General features: G+C 71.8%; 14 protein-coding genes and 2 pseudogenes. 9 read left to right on the top strand and 7 right to left on the bottom strand.

The window, feature by feature from the left end:
* Positions 1-77: hypothetical protein (locus KUM03_RS38745; RefSeq protein ID WP_254400266.1), on the bottom strand; the 77-nt coding region annotated here is incomplete at its 3' end.
* 212 nt (positions 78-289) lie between these two features.
* Positions 290-1,336, bottom strand: coding sequence for a S66 peptidase family protein (locus KUM03_RS33220; RefSeq protein ID WP_217254286.1), 1,047 nt, complete (start codon positions 1,334-1,336; stop codon positions 290-292).
* 104 nt (positions 1,337-1,440) lie between these two features.
* Here KUM03_RS33220 and aroQ point away from each other — a divergent pair, with 104 nt between their 5' ends.
* Positions 1,441-1,914 carry a type II 3-dehydroquinate dehydratase gene (aroQ, locus tag KUM03_RS33215; protein WP_217254285.1) on the top strand — a complete coding sequence of 158 codons (474 nt, stop codon included), beginning with the start codon at positions 1,441-1,443 and terminating at the stop codon, positions 1,912-1,914.
* Positions 1,915-1,969: 55 nt separating this feature from the next.
* Here the strand turns inward: aroQ and KUM03_RS33210 are convergent, their stop codons facing one another.
* Together KUM03_RS33210 and KUM03_RS33205 are read right to left on the bottom strand one after the other, a co-directional pair.
* Positions 1,970-2,626, bottom strand: coding sequence for an MBL fold metallo-hydrolase (locus KUM03_RS33210; protein WP_217254284.1), 657 nt, complete (start codon positions 2,624-2,626; stop codon positions 1,970-1,972).
* A 53-nt stretch (positions 2,627-2,679) separates the two neighbouring features.
* Positions 2,680-3,366 carry a maleylpyruvate isomerase family mycothiol-dependent enzyme gene (locus KUM03_RS33205; protein WP_217254283.1) on the bottom strand — a complete coding sequence of 229 codons (687 nt, stop codon included), beginning with the start codon at positions 3,364-3,366 and terminating at the stop codon, positions 2,680-2,682.
* A 223-nt stretch (positions 3,367-3,589) separates the two neighbouring features.
* Here KUM03_RS33205 and uvrA point away from each other — a divergent pair, with 223 nt between their 5' ends.
* Both uvrA and KUM03_RS38740 read left to right on the top strand, forming a co-directional pair.
* Positions 3,590-6,631, top strand: coding sequence for an excinuclease ABC subunit UvrA (gene uvrA / locus KUM03_RS33200; RefSeq protein WP_217254282.1), 3,042 nt, complete (start codon positions 3,590-3,592; stop codon positions 6,629-6,631).
* A gap of 67 nt (positions 6,632-6,698) precedes the next feature.
* A pseudogene (locus KUM03_RS38740) lies at positions 6,699-6,815 on the top strand (transcriptional regulator); the annotation flags it as partial.
* A 55-nt stretch (positions 6,816-6,870) separates the two neighbouring features.
* Here KUM03_RS38740 and KUM03_RS33195 read toward each other — a convergent pair.
* Together KUM03_RS33195 and KUM03_RS33190 are read right to left on the bottom strand one after the other, a co-directional pair.
* Positions 6,871-7,779: a carbohydrate kinase gene (locus tag KUM03_RS33195; protein ID WP_217254281.1), complete on the bottom strand. Its 909-nt coding sequence runs from the start codon at positions 7,777-7,779 to the stop codon at positions 6,871-6,873.
* A complete protein-coding gene (locus tag KUM03_RS33190) occupies positions 7,776-8,849 on the bottom strand; it encodes a LacI family DNA-binding transcriptional regulator (protein ID WP_217254280.1) in 1,074 nt (357 codons plus the stop codon). Before KUM03_RS33190 ends, KUM03_RS33195 begins: the two co-directional genes overlap by 4 nt.
* Positions 8,850-9,088: 239 nt before the next feature.
* Here KUM03_RS33190 and KUM03_RS33185 point away from each other — a divergent pair, with 239 nt between their 5' ends.
* The gene (locus KUM03_RS33185; RefSeq protein ID WP_217254279.1) at positions 9,089-9,514 is read left to right on the top strand and encodes a Rieske (2Fe-2S) protein; all 426 of its coding nucleotides are present in this window, start codon (positions 9,089-9,091) and stop codon (positions 9,512-9,514) included.
* Between the two features lie 44 nt (positions 9,515-9,558).
* Here KUM03_RS33185 and KUM03_RS33180 read toward each other — a convergent pair whose 3' ends face one another.
* Positions 9,559-10,509 carry a hypothetical protein gene (locus KUM03_RS33180; protein WP_217254278.1) on the bottom strand — a complete coding sequence of 317 codons (951 nt, stop codon included), beginning with the start codon at positions 10,507-10,509 and terminating at the stop codon, positions 9,559-9,561.
* A 397-nt stretch (positions 10,510-10,906) separates the two neighbouring features.
* Between KUM03_RS33180 and uvrC the strand changes: the two genes are divergently transcribed.
* From uvrC to KUM03_RS33155, 5 genes and pseudogenes are all read left to right on the top strand, one after another.
* Positions 10,907-13,054 (top strand): excinuclease ABC subunit UvrC, encoded by a 2,148-nt coding sequence (gene uvrC / locus KUM03_RS33175; RefSeq protein ID WP_217254277.1) that lies wholly within the window; start codon positions 10,907-10,909, stop codon positions 13,052-13,054.
* Positions 13,051-14,067: an RNase adapter RapZ gene (gene rapZ, locus KUM03_RS33170; RefSeq protein ID WP_217254276.1), complete on the top strand. Its 1,017-nt coding sequence runs from the start codon at positions 13,051-13,053 to the stop codon at positions 14,065-14,067. Before uvrC ends, rapZ begins: the two co-directional genes overlap by 4 nt.
* Positions 14,064-15,155, top strand: a complete 1,092-nt coding sequence (gene yvcK, locus KUM03_RS33165) for a uridine diphosphate-N-acetylglucosamine-binding protein YvcK (protein WP_217254275.1) — start codon at positions 14,064-14,066, stop codon at positions 15,153-15,155. The genes rapZ and yvcK overlap by 4 nt, the downstream gene beginning before the upstream one ends.
* Positions 15,146-16,138: a DNA-binding protein WhiA gene (whiA, locus tag KUM03_RS33160; protein WP_217254274.1), complete on the top strand. Its 993-nt coding sequence runs from the start codon at positions 15,146-15,148 to the stop codon at positions 16,136-16,138. Before yvcK ends, whiA begins: the two co-directional genes overlap by 10 nt.
* 886 nt (positions 16,139-17,024) lie before the next feature.
* A pseudogene (locus KUM03_RS33155) lies at positions 17,025-19,987 on the top strand (M14 family zinc carboxypeptidase).
* The last annotated feature ends 57 nt before the right edge of the window (positions 19,988-20,044 follow it).

Here is a 20,044-nt window from a genome sequence, read left to right as displayed (position 1 = left end):
AGACCACGTTCCAGGAAGCGCCGCCGCCAGGTGCGGACCATGTCCGCGGTGACACCGAGCCGGCGTGACACTTCCATGATGGAGTGCCCCTCGGCGCAGAATGATCCTTGAGCGCTGAGCCAGGGACTGGGCTGTCGAGCGACGACGCACCCAGCCTTCCAGCACATCCCGTTGGGTATCAGTCAGCGACAACGGCGGAATCTTCGGACCCGGACGACTCATACCCAACCAACGACGAACCTCCGACTCAGGTCACTAGCACCGGTCGGTCCCCCGAACGCGGGGAGCGTCAGTACGTGACGGTGATGCGCCGCGCGGGCCCGTCGACCCGCACCGTCCCCCCGTACGGCACGACCACCTGCGGATCGGTGTGACCGAAGTCCACGTCGAAGACGATCGTGGCCTCCGGGGCGTAGACCCGCATCGCCCGCAGCACCGCCTCGCGCTGCTGAGCCGCGTACCGGTCGCCCTCCTCGGGGCTGTTGGGGCGTTCGAAGGACCAGGTCTTCGGGCGGGCCATCAGCAGCGCGGAGAAGCGGCCGAGCAGCCCGCGCTCGCCCATGTTGCGCAGGGTGCGGAAGACCTCCGCGGCGCTCGGCATCTCCTCCGAGGTCTCCAGGAGCAGCACGCCGCCCTCGTACTCCGCCGGGTCGCGGGCGACCTCCCGGTCGGCCATCAGCAGCCAGGCCAGGATCTCCAGGCAGCCGCCCCAGGTCCGTCCCTCGACCACCCGGTCGGCGTTCACCCAGGACCAGCCCGACCCGGTCCGCATCGACGGTTCCGCCTCGAAGGTGGCCGCGTCGGCCCAGTCGCGGTTGACGGCGTTGAAGCGCTCGGCGGGGCGAAGCTCGTACGGACCGGAGGTGAACAGCGCCGCGCGCAGCGAGTCGGCGGTCTGCGGGTGCATGGCGACGGGACGTCCCAGCTCCACCATGACGCTCGCGCCGTGGTAACCGACGATGCCCGTGTTGCGCAGGTAGGCGAGCAGGTTCGTGTTGTCACTCAGGCCGAAGAAGGGCTTCGGGTTGGCCCGGATCAGCTCCCGGTCCAGCAGCGGCAGGACGGTGATCTGGTCGTCGCCGCCGATCGACGCCATGACGGCCTTGATCCCCGGGTCGGCGAAGGCCGCGTGGATGTCGGCGGCCCGCTCGGCCGGCGTCGATCCCATCTTCCGCGTCGCCGGATACTCGACGGGCTCCAGGCCGAACTCCGTGCGCAGCCGCTCCAGGCCCAGCTCGTAGGGGCGCGGGAAGAGCCCCGGCAGTCCGGAGGAGGGCGATATCACCGCGACGCGGTCGCCGGGCGACGGCTTGCTCGGGTACTCGATCATCGTCATGGACGGAGGGTAGGGCCGGCCGGGCAGCCGGCGCACCGTGATAAACCGGGGTCCGAGCGGCGGCCCGTACGGGGGCCGCCGCACCCGAACGGACCGGAGGAACCGTGCCCCGCACCCTGGCCAACGCCCCGATCATGATCCTCAACGGCCCCAACCTGAACCTGCTGGGCCAGCGCCAGCCGGAGATCTACGGCTCCGACACCCTCGCCGACGTCGAGGCACGGTGCGTGAAGGCGGCGGCGGCACACGGCGGCACGGTGGACTTCCGGCAGTCCAACCACGAGGGCGAACTGGTCGACTGGATCCACGAGGCCCGGCTGAACCACTGCGGGATCGTGATCAATCCCGCCGCCTACTCGCACACCTCCGTCGCGATCCTGGATGCGCTCAACACCTGCGACGGCCTGCCGGTGGTGGAGGTCCACATCTCCAACATCCACCAGCGTGAGGCGTTCCGGCACCACTCCTACGTGTCGCAGCGCGCCGACGGAGTGATCGCGGGGTGCGGTGTGCAGGGGTACGTGTTCGGCGTGGAGCGGATCGCGGTGCTGGCCGGGACGGGGACGGCCCAGGCCTGAGGCGCCGGGGCCGGCCTCCCGACGCCGGGGCCGGCCTCCTTCACGCCGCCCGGGCTCACCAGCCGCGTGCCCGCCACTCCGGCAGGTGCGGCCGTTCCGCGCCGAGCGTGGTGTCCTTGCCGTGCCCGGGGTAGACCCATGTCTCGTCCGGGAGCACGTCGAAGACCTTGGTCTCCACGTCCCGCATCAGGCTTGCGAACGCCTTGGGATCGTTCTGGGTGTTGCCCACACCACCAGGAAAGAGACAGTCCCCGGTGAACACATGGGGATGCCCATGCGGGTCGTCGTACACCAGGACGATGGAGCCCGGCGTGTGCCCGACCAGGTGGCGTGCCGTGAGCTCCACCTGCCCCACCCGGACCGTGTCGCCGTCGTCGAGGAGGACGTCGGTCGGCACGGGGATGCCCTCGGCGTCGTGCCGTCCGGCGTGGGTGCGGGCCCCGGTGGCCGCGACGACCTCGGCGAGCGCCTGCCAGTGGTCGCCGTGCCGGTGGGTGGTGACGACGGAGGCGATGCCGTCGTCACCGATCGTGCCGAGCAGCGTGTGCGCGTCGTTGGCGGCGTCGATCAGCACCTGCTCGTCGGTGGCCCGGCAGCGCAGCAGGTAGGCGTTGTTGTCCATCGGGCCGACCGCGACCTTGGTGATCATCAGGTCTTTGAGCTCGTGCACGTCGGCGGGTCCGCCGACCCTGACCTCTCCGCTGTACGTCATGAAGGCCAGCCTAGCGCCGGGAGGCGGCCCGCAGACCGCCTCCCGTGGGGCCGCTACAGCGGAGGCAGCGTCGGCAGCGGACCGCCCTCCACCGTCAGCGCGGAGCCCGCGCGGCGTCCGGCGAGCCAGCCGAGCAGGTCGGCCGGGTGCCCGGTGACGGTCACCTCGGGAGTCTCCGCCTCCCGGCCCGTGCGCCACGCGCGCGTGCCGTCGGTGAGCCGGGTGGGCACCACGTCCGGGTGCCCGGCGAACCGCGCGGCGAGGAAGTCGGTCTCCCGCTCCGTGAACTCCGCCGGAAGATCCTCCAGCTCGTACCCGATGCCCAGGTCCACGTGGTGCAGCTCGACCTCGACCCAGCGCCGGAACGGGAGCCGGGAGGCCGAGTCGGTGACCCCGCCCCGCAGCTCCACCGTGCGCGACCAGTCCGCGGGGACGGCGGCGGCGTCCTGGAAGCGGGCCGCGCTCTCGCGCACGTCGGCGAGCTGGGCGTCGAGGGGGCGCGACGCGTCCCGCTCGATGTCGGCGTCCCGGGCCTCGCCGGAGACGTACATGGGGCGTCCTTCGAGGACGTTCACGAGGGCGTCCGCGTTGCGGGCGAGGTGGGCGAGGACGTGGCCACGGCTCCAGCCGGGAAGCCGTGACGACTCCGTCACGGACGCGTTGTCCAGTTTCCCGACCGCGCCGAGCAGCCGCTCGGTAGCGTCACGTACAGACTCCAGGTCATGAGCGTGATCAATCATGATGCTGACCCTAGACCGCGCCACACCTTCGGGTGAAGGTTGTGGACGACCCCCGCAATTCGAATGCACGTGCTATATGGTCGGAAGTGGCGTCGGGCATGCTGGGAAGTCGGGGTTTGTTGACAACCGGTGAATCCGACCGGCGTTGTCAGTGGCTCCCCCTAGTCTGAGAAAGACGGGGGCCTCGCCCCTGTCACTTCTCTCAAGAAAGGTGCGGACCGGCGTGGCCGACCGTCTCATCGTCCGTGGCGCGCGCGAGCACAACCTGAAAAACGTCTCGCTCGACCTGCCTCGTGACTCGCTCATCGTCTTCACGGGCCTGTCCGGGTCGGGCAAGTCCTCCCTGGCCTTCGACACCATCTTCGCCGAGGGTCAGCGGCGCTACGTGGAGTCGCTCTCCTCCTACGCCCGGCAGTTCCTCGGCCAGATGGACAAGCCGGACGTCGACTTCATCGAGGGACTCTCCCCGGCGGTCTCCATCGACCAGAAGTCGACCTCCCGCAACCCGCGCTCCACGGTCGGCACCATCACCGAGGTCTACGACTACCTGCGCCTGCTCTTCGCGCGCATCGGCAAGCCGCACTGCCCTCAGTGCTCCCGGCCGATCTCGCGCCAGTCGCCGCAGGCCATCGTCGACAAGGTCCTGGAGCTGCCGGAGGGCAGCCGCTTCCAGGTGCTGTCGCCGCTGGTGCGCGAGCGCAAGGGCGAGTTCGTCGACCTCTTCTCGGACCTCCAGACCAAGGGCTACTCCCGCGCGCGGGTGGACGGCGAGACGATCCAGCTGTCCAACCCGCCCACGCTCAAGAAGCAGGAGAAGCACACCATCGAGGTGGTCGTCGACCGCCTCACGGTGAAGGACTCCGCCAAGCGCCGGCTCACCGACTCCGTGGAGACCGCGCTCGGCCTGTCCGGCGGCATGGTCGTGCTCGACTTCGTCGACCTCCCCGAGGACGACCCCGAGCGCGAGCGCATGTACTCCGAGCACCTGTACTGCCCGTACGACGACCTGTCCTTCGAGGAGCTGGAGCCCCGCTCCTTCTCCTTCAACTCGCCCTTCGGCGCCTGTCCCGACTGCTCCGGCATCGGCACGCGCATGGAGGTCGACCCGGAGCTGATCGTCCCCGACGAGGAGAAGTCCCTCGACGAGGGCGCCATCCACCCCTGGTCGCACGGGCACACCAAGGACTACTTCGGCCGCCTGATCGGTGCCCTCGCGGACGCCCTCGGCTTCCGGACGGACATCCCTTTCGCCGGTCTGCCGCTGCGCGCCCGCAAGGCCCTGCTGGGCGGCCACAAGACCCAGGTCGAGGTCCGCTACCGCAACCGGTACGGCCGCGAGCGCCGGTACACCACGGCCTTCGAGGGCGCGATCCCCTTCGTCAAGCGCCGGCACAGCGAGGCCGAGAGCGACGCCAGCCGTGAGCGCTTCGAGGGCTACATGCGCGAGGTGCCCTGCCCCACCTGTGCGGGCACGCGCCTCAAGCCCCTCGTCCTCGCGGTCACCGTCATGGGCAAGTCGATCGCCGAGGTCTCGGCGATGTCCATCAGCGACTGCGCGGACTTCCTGGGCGAGCTGAAGCTCAACGCCCGCGACAAGAAGATCGCCGAGCGCGTCCTGAAGGAGGTCAACGAGCGGCTGCGGTTCCTGGTCGACGTCGGCCTGGACTACCTCTCGCTGAACCGCGCGGCCGGCACCCTCTCCGGCGGCGAGGCCCAGCGCATCCGCCTGGCCACCCAGATCGGCTCCGGCCTCGTCGGCGTGCTCTACGTCCTCGACGAGCCGTCCATCGGCCTGCACCAGCGCGACAACCACCGGCTGATCGAGACCCTGGTCCGGCTCCGCGACATGGGCAACACCCTCATCGTCGTCGAGCACGACGAGGACACCATCAAGGTCGCCGACTGGATCGTCGACATCGGCCCCGGCGCCGGCGAGCACGGCGGCAAGGTGGTCCACAGCGGCTCCCTGAAGGAGCTGCTGGACAACGCCGAGTCGCAGACCGGCCTCTACCTGTCCGGCCGCAAGGCCATCCCGCTGCCCGACATCCGGCGCCCCCGCGACCCGGCCCGGCAGCTCACCGTGCACGGAGCCCGCGAGAACAACCTCCAGGACATCGACGTCTCCTTCCCGCTCGGCGTCTTCACGGCCGTCACCGGCGTCTCCGGTTCCGGCAAGTCGACCCTGGTCAACGACATCCTGTACACCCACCTGGCCCGCGAGCTGAACGGGGCGCGCAATGTGCCCGGTCGGCACACGCGCGTGGACGGCGACGACCTCGTCGACAAGGTCGTGCACGTCGACCAGTCGCCCATCGGCCGCACCCCGCGGTCCAACCCGGCGACGTACACCGGCGTCTTCGATCACGTCCGCAAGCTGTTCGCCGAGACGACCGAGGCGAAGGTCCGCGGCTACCTGCCCGGCCGCTTCTCCTTCAACGTCAAGGGCGGCCGCTGCGAGAACTGCGCGGGCGACGGCACCATCAAGATCGAGATGAACTTCCTCCCGGACGTCTACGTCCCGTGCGAGGTCTGCCACGGCGCCCGGTACAACCGGGAGACCCTGGAGGTCCACTACAAGGGCAAGTCCATCGCCGACGTGCTGAACATGCCGATCGAGGAGGCCACGGACTTCTTCGAGGCGGTCCCCGCGATCTCCCGGCACATGAAGACTCTCAAGGACGTCGGTCTCGGCTACGTCCGGCTCGGCCAGTCCGCGACCACCCTCTCCGGCGGTGAGGCCCAGCGCGTCAAGCTCGCCAGCGAGCTGCAGCGCCGCTCCACCGGGCGCACGGTCTACGTCCTGGACGAGCCGACCACCGGCCTGCACTTCGAGGACATCAGCAAGCTGTTGACGGTCCTGTCCGGCCTGGTCGACAAGGGCAACTCGGTCATCGTCATCGAGCACAACCTCGACGTGATCAAGACCGCCGACTGGGTCGTCGACATGGGCCCCGAGGGCGGCGCCGGCGGTGGCCTGGTGGTCGCCGAGGGCACGCCCGAGCAGGTCGCCGCCGTGCCCGCCAGCCACACCGGCAAGTTCCTGCGGGACATCCTCGGCGCGGACCGCATCAGCGACGCGGCCCCGGTGAAGGCCCCGCGCAAGGCGGCGGCGAAGACTGTGGCGGCCAAGGCGTCCGCCACGAAGACCACCACCAAGGCGGTCACCGGCACGGCGGCGAAGAAGCCCGCCACCAAGGCGGCCAAGACCGCCAAGACGGCCACCAAGGCCGCGGCGAAGAAGACGACGCGGACGAGCAAGGCCTGAACCGGAGCCGAGCCGGGCCCCACGGACGATCCCGTGGGGCCCGGCTCGGCGCTCGTCCGGACCGGCCGAGGAGGGTCAGCGGATCGTCGTACACCTGCCCCCGGACGACGCCACGGCCGCGGCCCTGGACCGTCTCGACGGCCGCCGTCCCGGGGCCCTGCGGGCGGTACGGCCGACGGGCTGATGCCCGCGGCAGGAGCCGTGGGCCCGGACAGGGTACCGGCCGGTGCCGTCGGCGTTCAGTCGGCCACCTCGTGGGCGTACGGCGGCTCCGCGCCCGCCCGCGAGCAGGTGACCGCCGCGGCGCGGGCGGCGAAGCCCAGCAGCCCCGCCCAGCCCTCCGGCCCCAGCGCGGCCACCGCCTCCGCACTGAGCGCGTCCCGAACCGCGAGGCCGTGCAGCAGCGCCGCGTTCACCGTGTCGCCCGCACCGATCGTGTCCACCACCTCGACCCGCTCGCCCGGCACCGCGTACTCGCTCCCGTCGCGGGTGTACGCCGTCAGCCCGGCCCCGCCCCGGGTGACCACGACCGCCGCCGGACCGGCCGCCAGCCATTCCCGGGGCGTGCCGCCGAGCCACTCGGCGTCCTCGGCGGACAGTTTCAGCAGGTCCACGGACGGCAGCCAGTTCTTGAACCGGGCCCGGTAGGCGTCGGGGTCCGGGATCAGGCCGGCCCGGATGTTGGGATCCAGCGCCGTGAACACGCCCCATGCGGCCGTCGCCCGCAGCAGTTCCTCGTAGGCGCTCGCGCCCGGTTCCAGCACCAGCGAGCAGGTCCCGAAGGAGACCGCACGGGTACCGGACGGCAGCGCGGCGGGGACCGCGAACAGCCGGTCCGCGGTCCCGTCCACGTAGAAGGAGTACGCGGCGGAACCGTCCGCGTCCACCGAGGCCACGGCGAGGGTCGTCGGCTCGGCACCGCGCTGCACCGGCGTGACGTCCACACCGGTCTCGCGCAGCCGCTCCAGCAATGCCTCGCCGAAGGCGTCGTGGGACACCCGGGAGCAGAAGGCGGCGGGGGAGCCGAGCCGGCCCAGGGCGACCGCCGTGTTGTACGGCCCACCGCCGAGCGCCGGGCGCAGGGCGGCGAGGGCGCCCGTGCCCTGCGGTACCAGGTCGATCAGGGCCTCACCGGCGACGACGATCACGGGAGTGTCCTTTCGTGAACCATTACGGAGGCTTGCTCGGGCTGCTCGCCCTGCTCGGGGCAGCCGCACGAGGTGCGGTGCACGAAGGCGCACGGCAACCGCACGGTCCGGGCGGGCCGGTCCGGCTCGGCGAGGCGTTCCAGCAGCAGCCGGACGGCCCGGGTGCCGAGCTCCCTGCTGGGCTGCGCCACGGCCGTGAGCCGGGGGGAGAAGAGGTCGGCCCAGGGGAAGTCGTCGAAGCAGCACAGCGCGAGGTCGCCGGGCACGGACAGACCGTGGTCCCGCACGGCGCGCAGCGCTCCGATGGTCATCGCGTTGTTGGCGGTGACCAGCGCGGTGGGCGGCACCGGCAGGGACAGCAGGGCGGCCGTGGCCCGTTCGCCGCCGGCCGCCTCGGAGTCGCCGTGGACCAGGAGCCGCTCGTCGAAGGGCAGCCCGGCGGCGGCGAGGCCGTGCCGGTACCCGCTGATCCGCTCCCGCGTCGTGCTGAGCCCCGGCCGGCCCGCCACCATGCCGATCCCGCGGTGGCCGAGCCCGGCGAGATGGGTCACCAGCCGGGTCGTCGGCTCGGCCCCCTCGGCGCAGACCTGGTCGAAGCGCGGAGCGCCGTCGCCGTCCGGGACGTCCACGACCCGGTCGAGGAACACGGTGGGCACCCGGTGGCGGCCGAGGTGGGCGACGAGATCACGCGGGTCGGCGGAGGGCGCGACGATCATGCCGTCCACGCGGCGCTCGTGCAGCAGCCGTACGGCCTTGCGCTCGTGTTCGGGGTCGTCGTGCGGATCGGCGATGAGCAGGCCGTAGCCGTGCTCCAGGGCTGCGGCCTCGACGCCCTGGAGGATCTCCGTGAAGTACGGGTTGCTGATCGCCGACACCGCGAGCCCGATGGAACGGGTGCGGGAGGTCACCAGGGAGCGGGCGAGGGTGTTCGGGGTGTAGCCGAGCCGCTCCACGGCGTCCAGCACCGCCCGGCGGGTGTGGGGCAGTACCGGACGGGTGTCGTTGAGCACGTGCGAGACGGTCGCCACGGAGACCCCGGCGCTCCGTGCGACATCGGCCATGGTCGCCATCGGCGGCTCCCCTTCCCGTTCCCGTGTACAGCCGCGCGTCGGCCGCCACACCGCACCGCGCGCGTACTGGCCGGGACCGTACCGCATCCCCAGCGGGCACGTAAACGCTTGCGCAATCGCTTGCGGGACCCGCTCCGAGGGCCGCCGGACCCGCGCCACGTCCGCGCCACCCACCCTGCGGCGCGGCCCCGGCCGCCGGATATCGTCGCCCTGCACACCCTCTGACCAGTGGAGCCCGCATGCCCGGCCGTCCCGCCCCGAGCCGCCGTACCGTCCTGCGTACGGCGGCCCTCACGCCCGTCGCCGGACTCGGCGCGGCCGCCTGCTCACCGGGCGACGACGGTGCCGCGCCCGCCCGGCCGACCGCACCCGTCGACCTCGGCGCGGACGGGGCGGTCGCCAAGGGGGCGACGAAGCTGGACCGGGATCACAACGTGGTGGTCAGCCGGGCCGAGGACGGCTCCCTGAAGGCGTTCAGCACGGTGTGCACGCACGCGGGGTGCCCCATCAGGAAGCTGGAGGGGACGAAACTCGTCTGCCCCTGTCACGGCAGCGAGTTCGACGCCCGGACCGGCGAGGTGCTGCACGCCCCGGCGACCGTGCCGCTCATCGAGCTGCCGGTCGAGGTGAAGCAGGGCCGGATCGTCGCGAGCCCCGGAACCTGACCGGTCGGGACCGCGGCCGCCCGTTCACTCCCGGTCCCGCCCGATCACTCCCAGTCCCACCCGATCCCCAGCAATCCCGACCGCATCCGCGGTTCCACGAGGTGCACCGAATGGTGCCGCCCGCTGAGGACGAGCTCCTGCCGGCCGCCGCGCGGAGCCGCCGGCGAGTGCTGCGTGAACCGGTGGCAGCGCACCGGCAGGGCCGCCGCGTCGAACCGCACCTGGAGGGCGTACTGCCCGCCCGCCGCGCCGAACCCGCGGACGTACTCGCGGCTCACCCCCGCCGTGCCGTCCTCGACGCCGTAGCGGAAGAGATGGGTGTCGCCGGTCCGCAGACGCGTGTCGAAGAGCAGCTCGGTCACCAGCACACCGGTGTCGTGGTGGGTGCGGACCCGTCCCGTGCGGCAGTTCTCCAGCGCGTGGACGGCCATCCGCGCGGGAGCGCATCCCGGGTCGCCGTGGTGGACGGCGACGAAGCGGTCGACGCCGTCGCGGTGGGCGCGGACGATGTGGTGCGACTCGCGGGCGGCGAGCTCGCGGCGGGCCCCGATCCGGATCCGTTCGTGGTGGCCGAGGACGTGCACCCCGCCGTCCGCCGAGGGATGGTCCAGATCGGCCAGCAGCCGCTCCAGGACGCCGGAGGCCTCCACGTGGGCGCGGTAGGAGCGGGCGGCGGGCCGCCGGTCCGAAGGGTCCTCCTCGGCCTCGGCCAGCAGGCGTATCAGCGACTCCTCGGGGAGCTGGAGTATCTCCTCCAGGGCCCGCACGGCCCGCAGCGACTCCGGGCGCTGCGGGCGCCGGGCGCCCTGCTGCCAGTAGCTGAGGCTCGTGACGCCCACCTTCACCCCGTGGCGCGACAGATGGTGCTGCACGCGCTGCAGCGGCAGTCCGCGAGCGGCGATCGCGGCGCGCAGGGCCACGTGGAAGGGGCCACCGCGCAGGGCCGAGTCGAGTTCCGCGGTGGCGACGTCCAGGTGCTGGGTGGCGTGCGGCATGCAGGGGCCTTTCTGTGAAGGACACGACGGCTGGTCAGACCGTTCGACGCGGATCGACCGGGGCCGCCCCCCGGCCGCGGCGCAGGGGTCTGCACATCCGTACGCCGCGCTTCAGGGCCCCGAGTCCCCCCGCATTGAAGCGTGTTGGCCTGGTCCCGACAACACCTGGAGCCCGACCGTGACGCGCTCCTGGCCGAGAACGCACGGGCCGGGCGTCCCAAGGGCACCCGGCGTGACCGGCCGGCCCCGGACCGTCTCTCCCCGGCCGTGCGCCGGGGCCTCCACGTGCCCCCGCGAACGGTGTCCACAGGCCCCGGCGAAGGGTTGTCCACAGGTCTCCCGGCCCGTCGTCCACAGCCCCGCCGGAGTGTCGGTCCCCGCCAGTAGGGTGTGAGTCATGGCCGACCCCTCCAGCTACCGCCCCAGGCCGGGTGAGATCCCGGACTCCCCGGGGGTGTACAGGTTCCGTGACGAGCACCGCCGGGTGATCTACGTCGGAAAGGCGAAGAGCCTGCGCCAGCGCCTGGCGAACTACTTCCAGGACCTGGCGAACCTGCACCCCCGCACCCGCACCATGGTCACCACGGCCGCCTCCGTGGAGTGGACGGTGGTGTCCACGGAGGTCGAGGCGCTGCAGCTGGAGTACTCCTGGATCAAGGAGTACGACCCCCGGTTCAACGTCAAGTACCGCGACGACAAGAGCTACCCGTACCTCGCGGTGACGATGAACGAGCAGTTCCCGCGCGTGCAGGTGATGCGCGGCCACAAGAAGAAGGGCGTGCGCTACTTCGGGCCGTACGGACACGCCTGGGCGATCCGCGACACGGTCGACCTCCTGCTGCGCGTCTTCCCGGTGCGCACCTGCTCCGCCGGAGTCTTCAAGAACGCGGCCCGCACCGGCCGCCCCTGCCTGCTCGGCTACATCGGCAAGTGCTCCGCGCCCTGCGTGGAGCGGATCTCCCCCGAGGACCACCGGGAGCTCGCCGAGGAGTTCTGCGACTTCATGGCCGGCCGCACCGGCACCTACCTGCGCCGTCTGGAGCGGCAGATGGCCGACGCGGCCGAGGACATGGAGTACGAGCGGGCGGCACGCCTGCGCGACGACATCGGCGCCCTGAAAAAGGCCATGGAGAAGAGCGCGGTCGTGCTCGCCGACGCGACCGACGCCGACCTGATCGCGGTCGCCGAGGACGAGCTGGAGGCGGCCGTCCAGATCTTCCACGTGCGCGGCGGACGGGTGCGCGGCCAGCGCGGCTGGGTCACCGACAAGGTCGAGGAGATCACCACCGGCGCCCTCGTCGAGCACGCCCTCCAGCAGCTCTACGGCGAGGAGACAGGGGACGCCGTCCCCAAGGAGGTCCTGGTCCCCGCCCTGCCCGACCCGGTGGAGCCGGTCCAGCAGTGGCTGGCCGAGCGCCGGGGCTCGGGCGTCTCGCTGCGCATCCCGCAGCGCGGCGACAAGAAGGCACTGATGGAGACCGTCCAGCGCAACGCCCAGCAGGCGCTCGTCCTGCACAAGACCAAGCGCGCCTCCGACCTGACCACGCGCTCGCGCGCGCTGGAGGAGATCGCCGAGGCCCTGGACCTGGACAGCGCCCCGCTGCGCATCGAGTGCTACGACATCTCGCACCTCCAGGGCGACGACGTCGTGGCCTCCATGGTCGTCTTCGAGGACGGGCTGGCCCGGAAGAGCGAATACCGCCGGTTCCAGATCAAGGGCTTCGCGGGACAGGACGACGTCCGTTCCATGCACGAGGTCATCACCCGCCGCTTCCGCCGCTACCTCGCCGAGAAGGAGAAGACCGGCGAGTGGGCCGACGGCCCGGACGCGGACGCGGCGGAAGCAGGTGGTGCCGAGCGGCGCGCCGACGGCCGGTCGCTCACGGACGGCCAGGCCGTCCCGGACGACGGTGAAACCCTCGTGGACGGCCCCGCCCTCAAGGACGACGACGGCCGCCCCAAGCGCTTCGCCTATCCGCCCCAGCTCGTCGTCGTGGACGGCGGCCAGCCGCAGGTCGCGGCGGCCCAGCGGGCGCTGGACGAGCTGGGGATCGACGACATCGCCGTCTGCGGCCTCGCCAAACGCCTGGAGGAGGTATGGCTGCCCGGCGACGACGACCCGGTCGTCCTGCCCCGCACCAGCGAGGGTCTGTACCTGCTCCAGCGGGTCCGTGACGAGGCCCACCGCTTCGCGATCACCTACCAGCGCGCCAAGCGCGCCAAGCGCTTCCGCTCGAGCCCCCTGGACGACGTGCCCGGACTGGGGGAGACCCGCAAGCAGGCGCTGATCAAGCACTTCGGTTCGGTGAAGAAGCTCAGGTCGGCGACGATCGACCAGATCTGCGAGGTGCCCGGCATAGGCCGCAAGACGGCGGAGACCGTCGCCGTGGCCCTCGCCCGGGCCACTCCGGCCGCGCCCGCCGTGAACACGGCGACCGGAGAGATCATGGATGACGAGGACGGGGCACCCGAGACGACGGCGGATGCCCCGGGGGAGCCCGTGTCCGCGGGTACCCCGGACGAACGACGGGGGCAGGAGAGATGACCGAGCACGAGGCACAGCCCACAGCGGGACGAGAACAGGCCCACGGCACGGCCGGCGAGGACGCGGACCCGCGGACGGCCGGACCGGACCCGCGCCAGAACGACGGAGCACAGGTGAGTACGGGCAAGGAAACAGCCGGGGCGCACGAGGCGGCCATCCCCGAGCTGGTGATCATCTCCGGCATGTCCGGGGCCGGCCGCTCGACGGCCGCCAAGTGTCTGGAGGACCTCGGCTGGTTCGTGGTCGACAACCTGCCGCCCGCGCTGATCCCCACCATGGTGGAGCTCGGCGCCCGCTCGCAGGGCAACGTGGCGCGCATCGCGGTCGTCGTCGACGTCCGCGGCCGGCGCTTCTTCGACAACCTCCGCGAATCACTCGCGGACCTCGACGCCCGCGGCGTCACCCGCAGGGTCGTCTTCCTGGAGTCCTCCGACGACGCCCTGGTGCGCCGCTTCGAGTCGGTGCGCCGCCCGCACCCCCTCCAGGGCGACGGCCGGATCGTGGACGGCATCGCCGCCGAGCGGGAGCTGCTGCGCGAGCTGCGCGGCGACGCCGACCTGGTGATCGACACCTCCAGCCTCAACGTGCACGAGCTGCGCGCCAAGATGGACGCCCAGTTCGCCGGCGACGAGGAGCCCGAGCTGCGGGCCACCGTCATGTCCTTCGGCTTCAAGTACGGCCTCCCGGTCGACGCCGACCTGGTCGTGGACATGCGCTTCCTGCCCAACCCGCACTGGGTACCGGAGCTGCGCCCGTTCACCGGCCTGAACGAGGAGGTCTCCTCCTACGTCCTGAACCAGCCCGGGGCCAAGGAGTTCCTCGACCGCTACACCGAGCTGCTCCAGATGATCGCCGCGGGTTACCGTCGGGAGGGCAAGCGCTATGTGACCGTCGCCGTCGGCTGCACCGGCGGCAAGCACCGGTCCGTGGCCATGTCGGAGAAGCTCGCCGCCCGGCTCGCCGCCGAGGGCGTGGAGACGGTGGTCGTCCACCGGGACATGGGACGGGAATGACAGGACGTACTCCGCGGCTGAGCAGGCTGCGCCGGGTGGTGCCCGAAGGGCGCGGTGGCAGACCCGCCGATGCCCGCGCCGCCCGGCCCGAGCAGGCGCGCGGCGGCAAGCCGCGCCGCCGGGGCACCCAGCCGAAGGTCGTCGCCCTCGGCGGCGGCATGGGCCTGTCCGCCTCGCTGGCCGCACTGCGCCGGATCACCGGCGACCTCACCGCCGTCGTCACCGTGGCCGACGACGGCGGTTCCAGCGGGCGCCTCCGTGACGAGCTGGGTGTCCTGCCGCCCGGCGACCTGCGCAAGGCGCTGGCCGCGCTGTGCGGCGACGACGACTGGGGCCAGACCTGGGCCCGCGTCATCCAGCATCGCTTCCAGTCCCAGGGCGACCTGCACGAACACGCGGTCGGCAATCTGCTGATCGTCGCCCTGTGGGAGCAGCTCGGCGACCACGTCCAGGCCCTCGACCTGGTCGGCAAGCTGCTCGGCGCGCACGGACGGGTGCTGCCCATGTCCGCCGTGCCGCTGGAGCTCCAGGCCCTGGTCAAGGGGCACGACCAGGAGCGGCCCGACGAGGTGGACACCGTGCGGGGTCAGGCGACGGTGGCGCTGACGCCCGGCGAGGTGCAGTCCGTGCACCTGGTGCCGAACGACCCGCCGGCCGTCCCCGAGGCGGTGGACGCCGTCCTGGACGCGGACTGGGTGGTGCTGGGCCCCGGCTCATGGTTCTCCTCGGTCATCCCGCACCTGCTCGTGCCCGACCTGCTGGACGCGCTCGTCGAGACGAAGGCGCGCCGGGTGCTCTCCCTGAACCTCGCGCCGCAGCCCGGGGAAACCGAGGGCTTCTCACCGCAGCGTCATTTGGAGGTTTTGGGACGACACGCCCCTAAACTCGCCCTGGACGTGGTGCTGGCCGACGAGGCCGCCGTGCCCGACCGTGACTCGCTCACCGATGCCGCGAAACGGTTCGGCGCCGCGGTCGAGCTGGCTCCGGTCGCCCGGACCGACGGGACCCCGAGGCACGACCCGGAGCAGCTGGCCGCCGCGTACGACCGTATTTTTCGGATGCATGGAAGGATCGGCCCATGGCGATGACGGCAGCGGTGAAGGACGAGATCTCCCGGCTCCCCGTCACCCGGACCTGCTGCAGGAAGGCGGAGGTCTCCGCCCTCCTGCGGTTCGCCGGCGGCCTTCACCTGGTGAGCGGGCGCATCGTGATTGAGGCGGAGCTGGACACGGCGAATGCGGCGCGCCGGCTCAAGCGGGACATCCTGGAGATCTTCGGGCACAGTTCCGAGCTGATCGTGATGGCGCCCGGCGGGCTGCGCCGCGGTTCGCGTTACGTCGTTCGGGTGGTCGCGGGTGGTGACCAGCTCGCCCGGCAGACCGGCCTGGTCGACGGGCGGGGCCGGCCGATCCGCGGTCTGCCGCCGCAGGTGGTCTCGGGGGCCACCTGCGACGCGGAGGCCGCCTGGCGGGGTGCGTTCCTGGCGCACGGTTCGCTCACCGAGCCCGGCCGGTCCTCCTCCCTGGAGGTCACCTGCCCGGGCCCCGAGGCCGCGCTCGCCCTGGTCGGCGCCGCCCGCCGGCTGTCGATCGCCGCCAAGGCCCGCGAGGTGCGCGGCGTGGACCGGGTCGTGGTCCGCGACGGCGACGCGATCGGTGCCCTCCTCACCCGGCTCGGCGCCCACGACTCGGTGCTGGCCTGGGAGGAGCGGCGGATGCGCCGCGAGGTCCGGGCCACCGCCAACCGCCTCGCCAACTTCGACGACGCCAACCTGCGCCGCTCGGCCCGCGCGGCCGTCGCCGCCGGGGCCCGGGTCCAGCGGGCCCTGGAGATCCTCGCCGACGACGTCCCGGAGCACCTCGCGGCCGCGGGCCGGCTGCGGATGGAGCACAAGCAGGCCTCGCTGGAGGAGCTGGGCGCCCTCGCCGACCCGCCGCTGACCAAGGACGCGGTCGCCGGCCGCATCCGCCGCCTGCTGGCCATGGCCGACAAGCGGGCCTCGGACCTCGGCATCCCCGGCACGGACGCCAACCTCGGCGAGGAGGAGCTGGCCGACAACCTCGTCGGCTGACCGAACGCGCAGGGCCTGTCGGCTGACCGGGTTCGCAAGCCGGCTGGCTGACGGGGCCCGCAGGCCCGCTGGCTGGCCGGGTTCGCAAGTCTGTCGGCTGACGGGGCACGCAAGCCTGTTGGCTGACCGAACGCGCAGAGCCTGTCGGCTGACCGGGTTCGCAAGCCGGTTGGCTGACGGGGTCCGCAGGCCCGCCGGCTGGCCGGGTTCGCAAGTCTGTCGGCTGACGGGGCACGCAAGCCTGTTGGCTGACCGGACGTGCAGAGCCTGTCGGCTGACCGGGTTCGCAAGCCGGTTGGCTGACGGGGTCCGCAGGCCCGCCGGCTGGCTGGGTTCGCAAGTCTGTCGGCTGACGGGGCACGCAAGTCCGTCGGTCGACCGGGTTCGCAAGCCGGTTGGCTGACGGGGTCCGCAGGCCCGCCGGCTGACCGGGGCCGCAAACCTGTCGGCTGACGGGGCACGCAAGTCCGTCGGTCGACCGGGTCCGCAAACCGGTTGGCTGATCGGGCCCGCAAGCCCGCCGACTGATCGGGCCCGCAAGTCCGCCGGCTGACCGGGCCGCAAGCTCCTCGGCTGACCGGGCCCGCAAGCCCGTCAGCCGACCGGGCCCGCAAGCCCCTCGCCCAACCCGGCAGGCAAGCCCCGCGCTCAACCCGGCAGGCAAGCCCGCCGACCGACCGAACACGCAACGGCCCACCGCACCCCCCCGCCCCGTCACGCGCGAGCCGTCAACCAGCTGGTGCGGGCGCCCACTTGGGTGACCCGTACCGGCTTTCGCGTGTCCTTCCCGCGCTCTTGACTCGATCATGAGCTGTCATGAGCCTGGCATCTGTTCGCTGCTGTGGCGAACCCAGGCCTGTCGGACAGGCCCCACCTAGGGGGGTTCATGAGACGAAGAGCGAGATCGATCCTCGCTGTCGGCGCGCTCCTGATCGGCGGAGCGAGCTTCGCACCCATCGCCCAGGCACAACCCTCGGACACCGCGGACACCAACGCGAACGAGGCCAACGAGGTCAAGGTCTTCCGCGCCGACGTCACCCAGGAGCAGGTACCCCTGCTGCTGGCCGCCGGTCAGGACGGCCACGAACTCGGTGAGCAGGTCCCCGACAAGGGCACCGCCACCGTAGAGGTCTACCTCACCGACCAGCAGGCCGGAAAGCTGGAGAAACAGGGCGTCGACCTCAAGGAGCACACCCTCTCCACCCGGGCCGAGAAGCGGGTCGAGGACGCCGCCGAGGGCGTCTTCCGCCCCTACAGCGGCAGCGGCGGCCTCAAGGAGGAGATCCTCCGCACCGCGCAGGAACACCCCCGCCTCACCAAGGTCGTCTCCATCGGCAAGACGGTGAACGGCCAGGACATCCTCGCCCTCAAGCTCACCAAGCACGCGGACAAGACCCGCGACGGCTCCAAGCCCGCCGTCCTCTACATGTCCAACCAGCACGCACGCGAGTGGATCACCCCGGAGATGACCCGGCGGCTGATGCACCACTACCTGGACAACTACAAGAAGGACCGGCGGATCAAGAAGCTGGTCGACCGCACCGAACTGTGGTTCCTGCTGTCGGCCAACCCTGACGGCTACGACTACACGTTCCAGGACGACGACAACCGCCTGTGGCGCAAGAACCTGCGCGACAACAACGGCGACGGCACCATCGGCACCGGCGACGGCGTCGACCTCAACCGCAACTTCGCCTACAAGTGGGGCTACGACGACGAGGGCTCGTCCCCGAACCCCACCAGCCAGACCTACCGCGGCGCCGGCCCGAACTCCGAGCCCGAGACCAAGGCCCTGGACCGCTTCCAGAAGCGGGTCGGCTTCGCCTACGGCATCAACTACCACTCCGCCGCCGAGCTCCTCCTCTACGGCGTCGGCTGGCAGGTCGCCACCCACACCCCGGACGACGTCCTCTACAAGGCGCTCGCCGGCACGCCCGAGAACTCGGCGATCCCGGGCTACCGCCCGCAGGTCTCCTCGGAGCTGTACACCACCAACGGCGAGGCGGACGGCCACGCGGCCAACGTCAACGGCGTAGCGATGTTCACCCCGGAGATGTCGACCTGCCAGACCATCTCCGACCAGTACCCGGACGACGAGTGGAACGCGGCCGACTGCCAGTCCGGCTTCAACTTCCCCGACGACGAGAAGCTGATCCAGGAGGAGTTCGAGAAGAACATCCCCTTCGCGCTCTCCGTCGCCGAGTCCGCCGCGCACCCCGACCGGCCGTCGTCGTCCGTCGGCATCGAGGCCGCCGACTTCACCCCGGCTCCCTTCACCACCTCCTACTCGCGCGGCGCCGACCAGGAGGTCTCCGTCGTCGTACGCAAGTCGGTGCGCGACAAGGAGCTGAAGTACCGCGTCAACGGCGGACGCGTTCACGACATGGCGCTCAAGCCCTGGCGCGGCGGCGAGACGTACGGCGGTGAGGACAACCTGTACTTCGACGAGTACCGCGCCAAGGTCAAGGACGGCGACCGCGGCGACAAGGTCGAGGTCTGGTTCACCGGCGAGACGAAGCGCGGCAAGCGGACCGAGAGCGAGCACTTCACGTACACGATCGCCGAGCGGCCCCGCGCGGACGTCCTCGTCGTCGCCGAGGAGGGCGCGAAGGCCACGCAGACCAAGACTTACACGGACGCCCTCAAGGCCAACGGCAAGCGGGCGGCCGTCTGGGACGTCGCCACCCAGGGCGCGCCGGATGCGCTCGGCGTCCTCGGCCACTTCGACACCGTCGTCCACTACACCGGCGCGGCGAACCCGGGCAACGCCACCCAGCTCCAGCTCCGCGCCTACCTCAACGAGGGCGGCAGGCTGATCGAGGCGGGCGAGCGGGCAGGCGGCAGCGTCGACCTCGGCGACGGCACGCTGTCGAATGACTTCAGCCAGTACTACCTGGGTGCCTACACCCGCACCTCGACCCCCGGAGCCACCGGATTCACCGGCTCCGGCAAGCTCGGCGGCACCACCGGCACGCTCGGCGGCGCCCCCGGCAACCCGCTGGACGCCGCCGGTACCTACAGCGTCACCTCGGACCAGTTGTCGCCCGACACCTACCCCCAGTTCGCCAGCGCGGGCGCGGGCAAGTTCGCCGGGACGGTCAACCCGTACGGGCCCTACGCGGGCGAGTGGATGGCCGCCGCCGTCCACACCGACGACGCCTACAAGCGCCTCACCCGCACCATCGACCTCACCGGCGTCACCGCCGCCGACCGTCCCACGCTCCGCACCCAGCTCCTGTGGGACACCGAACGCGGCTACGACCACACCTCGTCGAGGCCCACACCACCGGCGCCGACGACTGGACCACGCTCCCCGAGGCCGGCGGCGCGACCGGCACCGCCGTACCGTCCGAGTGCGGGGCCGGCTTCTACATGGGCGAGCACCCCTGGCTGGAGCACTACCTCACCCTGTCCGACGACGGCTGCACCGCCACCGGCACCACCGGGCAGTGGAACAGCCTCACCGGCTCCTCCGGAGGGTGGCGGCAGGTCGAGTTCGACCTGAGCGCCTACGCCGGGAAGTCCGTCGAGGTGTCGATCGCCTACGTCACCGACCCCGGCAGCGGCGGACGCGGCGTCCTCGCCGACGAGGCCTCGCTGGTCGTCGGCGGCACGGCGACGCAGACCGAGGGCTTCGAGACCTCGCTCGGCGCCTGGCAGGTGGCCGGACCGCCGGCCGGCAGCCCCGCCGTACTGAAGGACTGGACCCGCACCGGCACCCTGTTCCAGACCTACGGCGCCATCACCACGGACGACACCGTGCTGCTCGGTTTCGGCCTGGAGCACCTCACCGAACCGGCCGCCCGGACGGCACTGGTCCGGCAGGCGCTGCGTGCCCTGGACGAGTGAAAACCGGGACGCGGGGGACTGACCCGGTGTAGCTAAATCGGGTGATCGGTCCCCGTC

Origin of the sequence: Streptomyces sp. AC602_WCS936, assembly GCF_019049125.1 — a bacterium.
GTDB lineage: Bacteria > Actinomycetota > Actinomycetes > Streptomycetales > Streptomycetaceae > Streptomyces.
This window is presented reverse-complemented; position numbering and strand designations above follow the sequence as displayed.

Coding starts and splice junctions, on each gene's coding strand:
- KUM03_RS33185 (WP_217254279.1), top strand. CDS start 9,089: ATGCCCGGCCGTCCCGCCCCGAGCCGCCGTACCGTCCTGCGTACGGCG.
- KUM03_RS33190 (WP_217254280.1), bottom strand. CDS start 8,849: ATGGCGACCATGGCCGATGTCGCACGGAGCGCCGGGGTCTCCGTGGCG.
- KUM03_RS33205 (WP_217254283.1), bottom strand. CDS start 3,366: ATGATTGATCACGCTCATGACCTGGAGTCTGTACGTGACGCTACCGAG.
- uvrC (WP_217254277.1), top strand. CDS start 10,907: ATGGCCGACCCCTCCAGCTACCGCCCCAGGCCGGGTGAGATCCCGGAC.
- KUM03_RS33220 (WP_217254286.1), bottom strand. CDS start 1,336: ATGACGATGATCGAGTACCCGAGCAAGCCGTCGCCCGGCGACCGCGTC.
- KUM03_RS33180 (WP_217254278.1), bottom strand. CDS start 10,509: ATGCCGCACGCCACCCAGCACCTGGACGTCGCCACCGCGGAACTCGAC.
- KUM03_RS33210 (WP_217254284.1), bottom strand. CDS start 2,626: ATGACGTACAGCGGAGAGGTCAGGGTCGGCGGACCCGCCGACGTGCAC.
- yvcK (WP_217254275.1), top strand. CDS start 14,064: ATGACAGGACGTACTCCGCGGCTGAGCAGGCTGCGCCGGGTGGTGCCC.
- rapZ (WP_217254276.1), top strand. CDS start 13,051: ATGACCGAGCACGAGGCACAGCCCACAGCGGGACGAGAACAGGCCCAC.
- whiA (WP_217254274.1), top strand. CDS start 15,146: ATGGCGATGACGGCAGCGGTGAAGGACGAGATCTCCCGGCTCCCCGTC.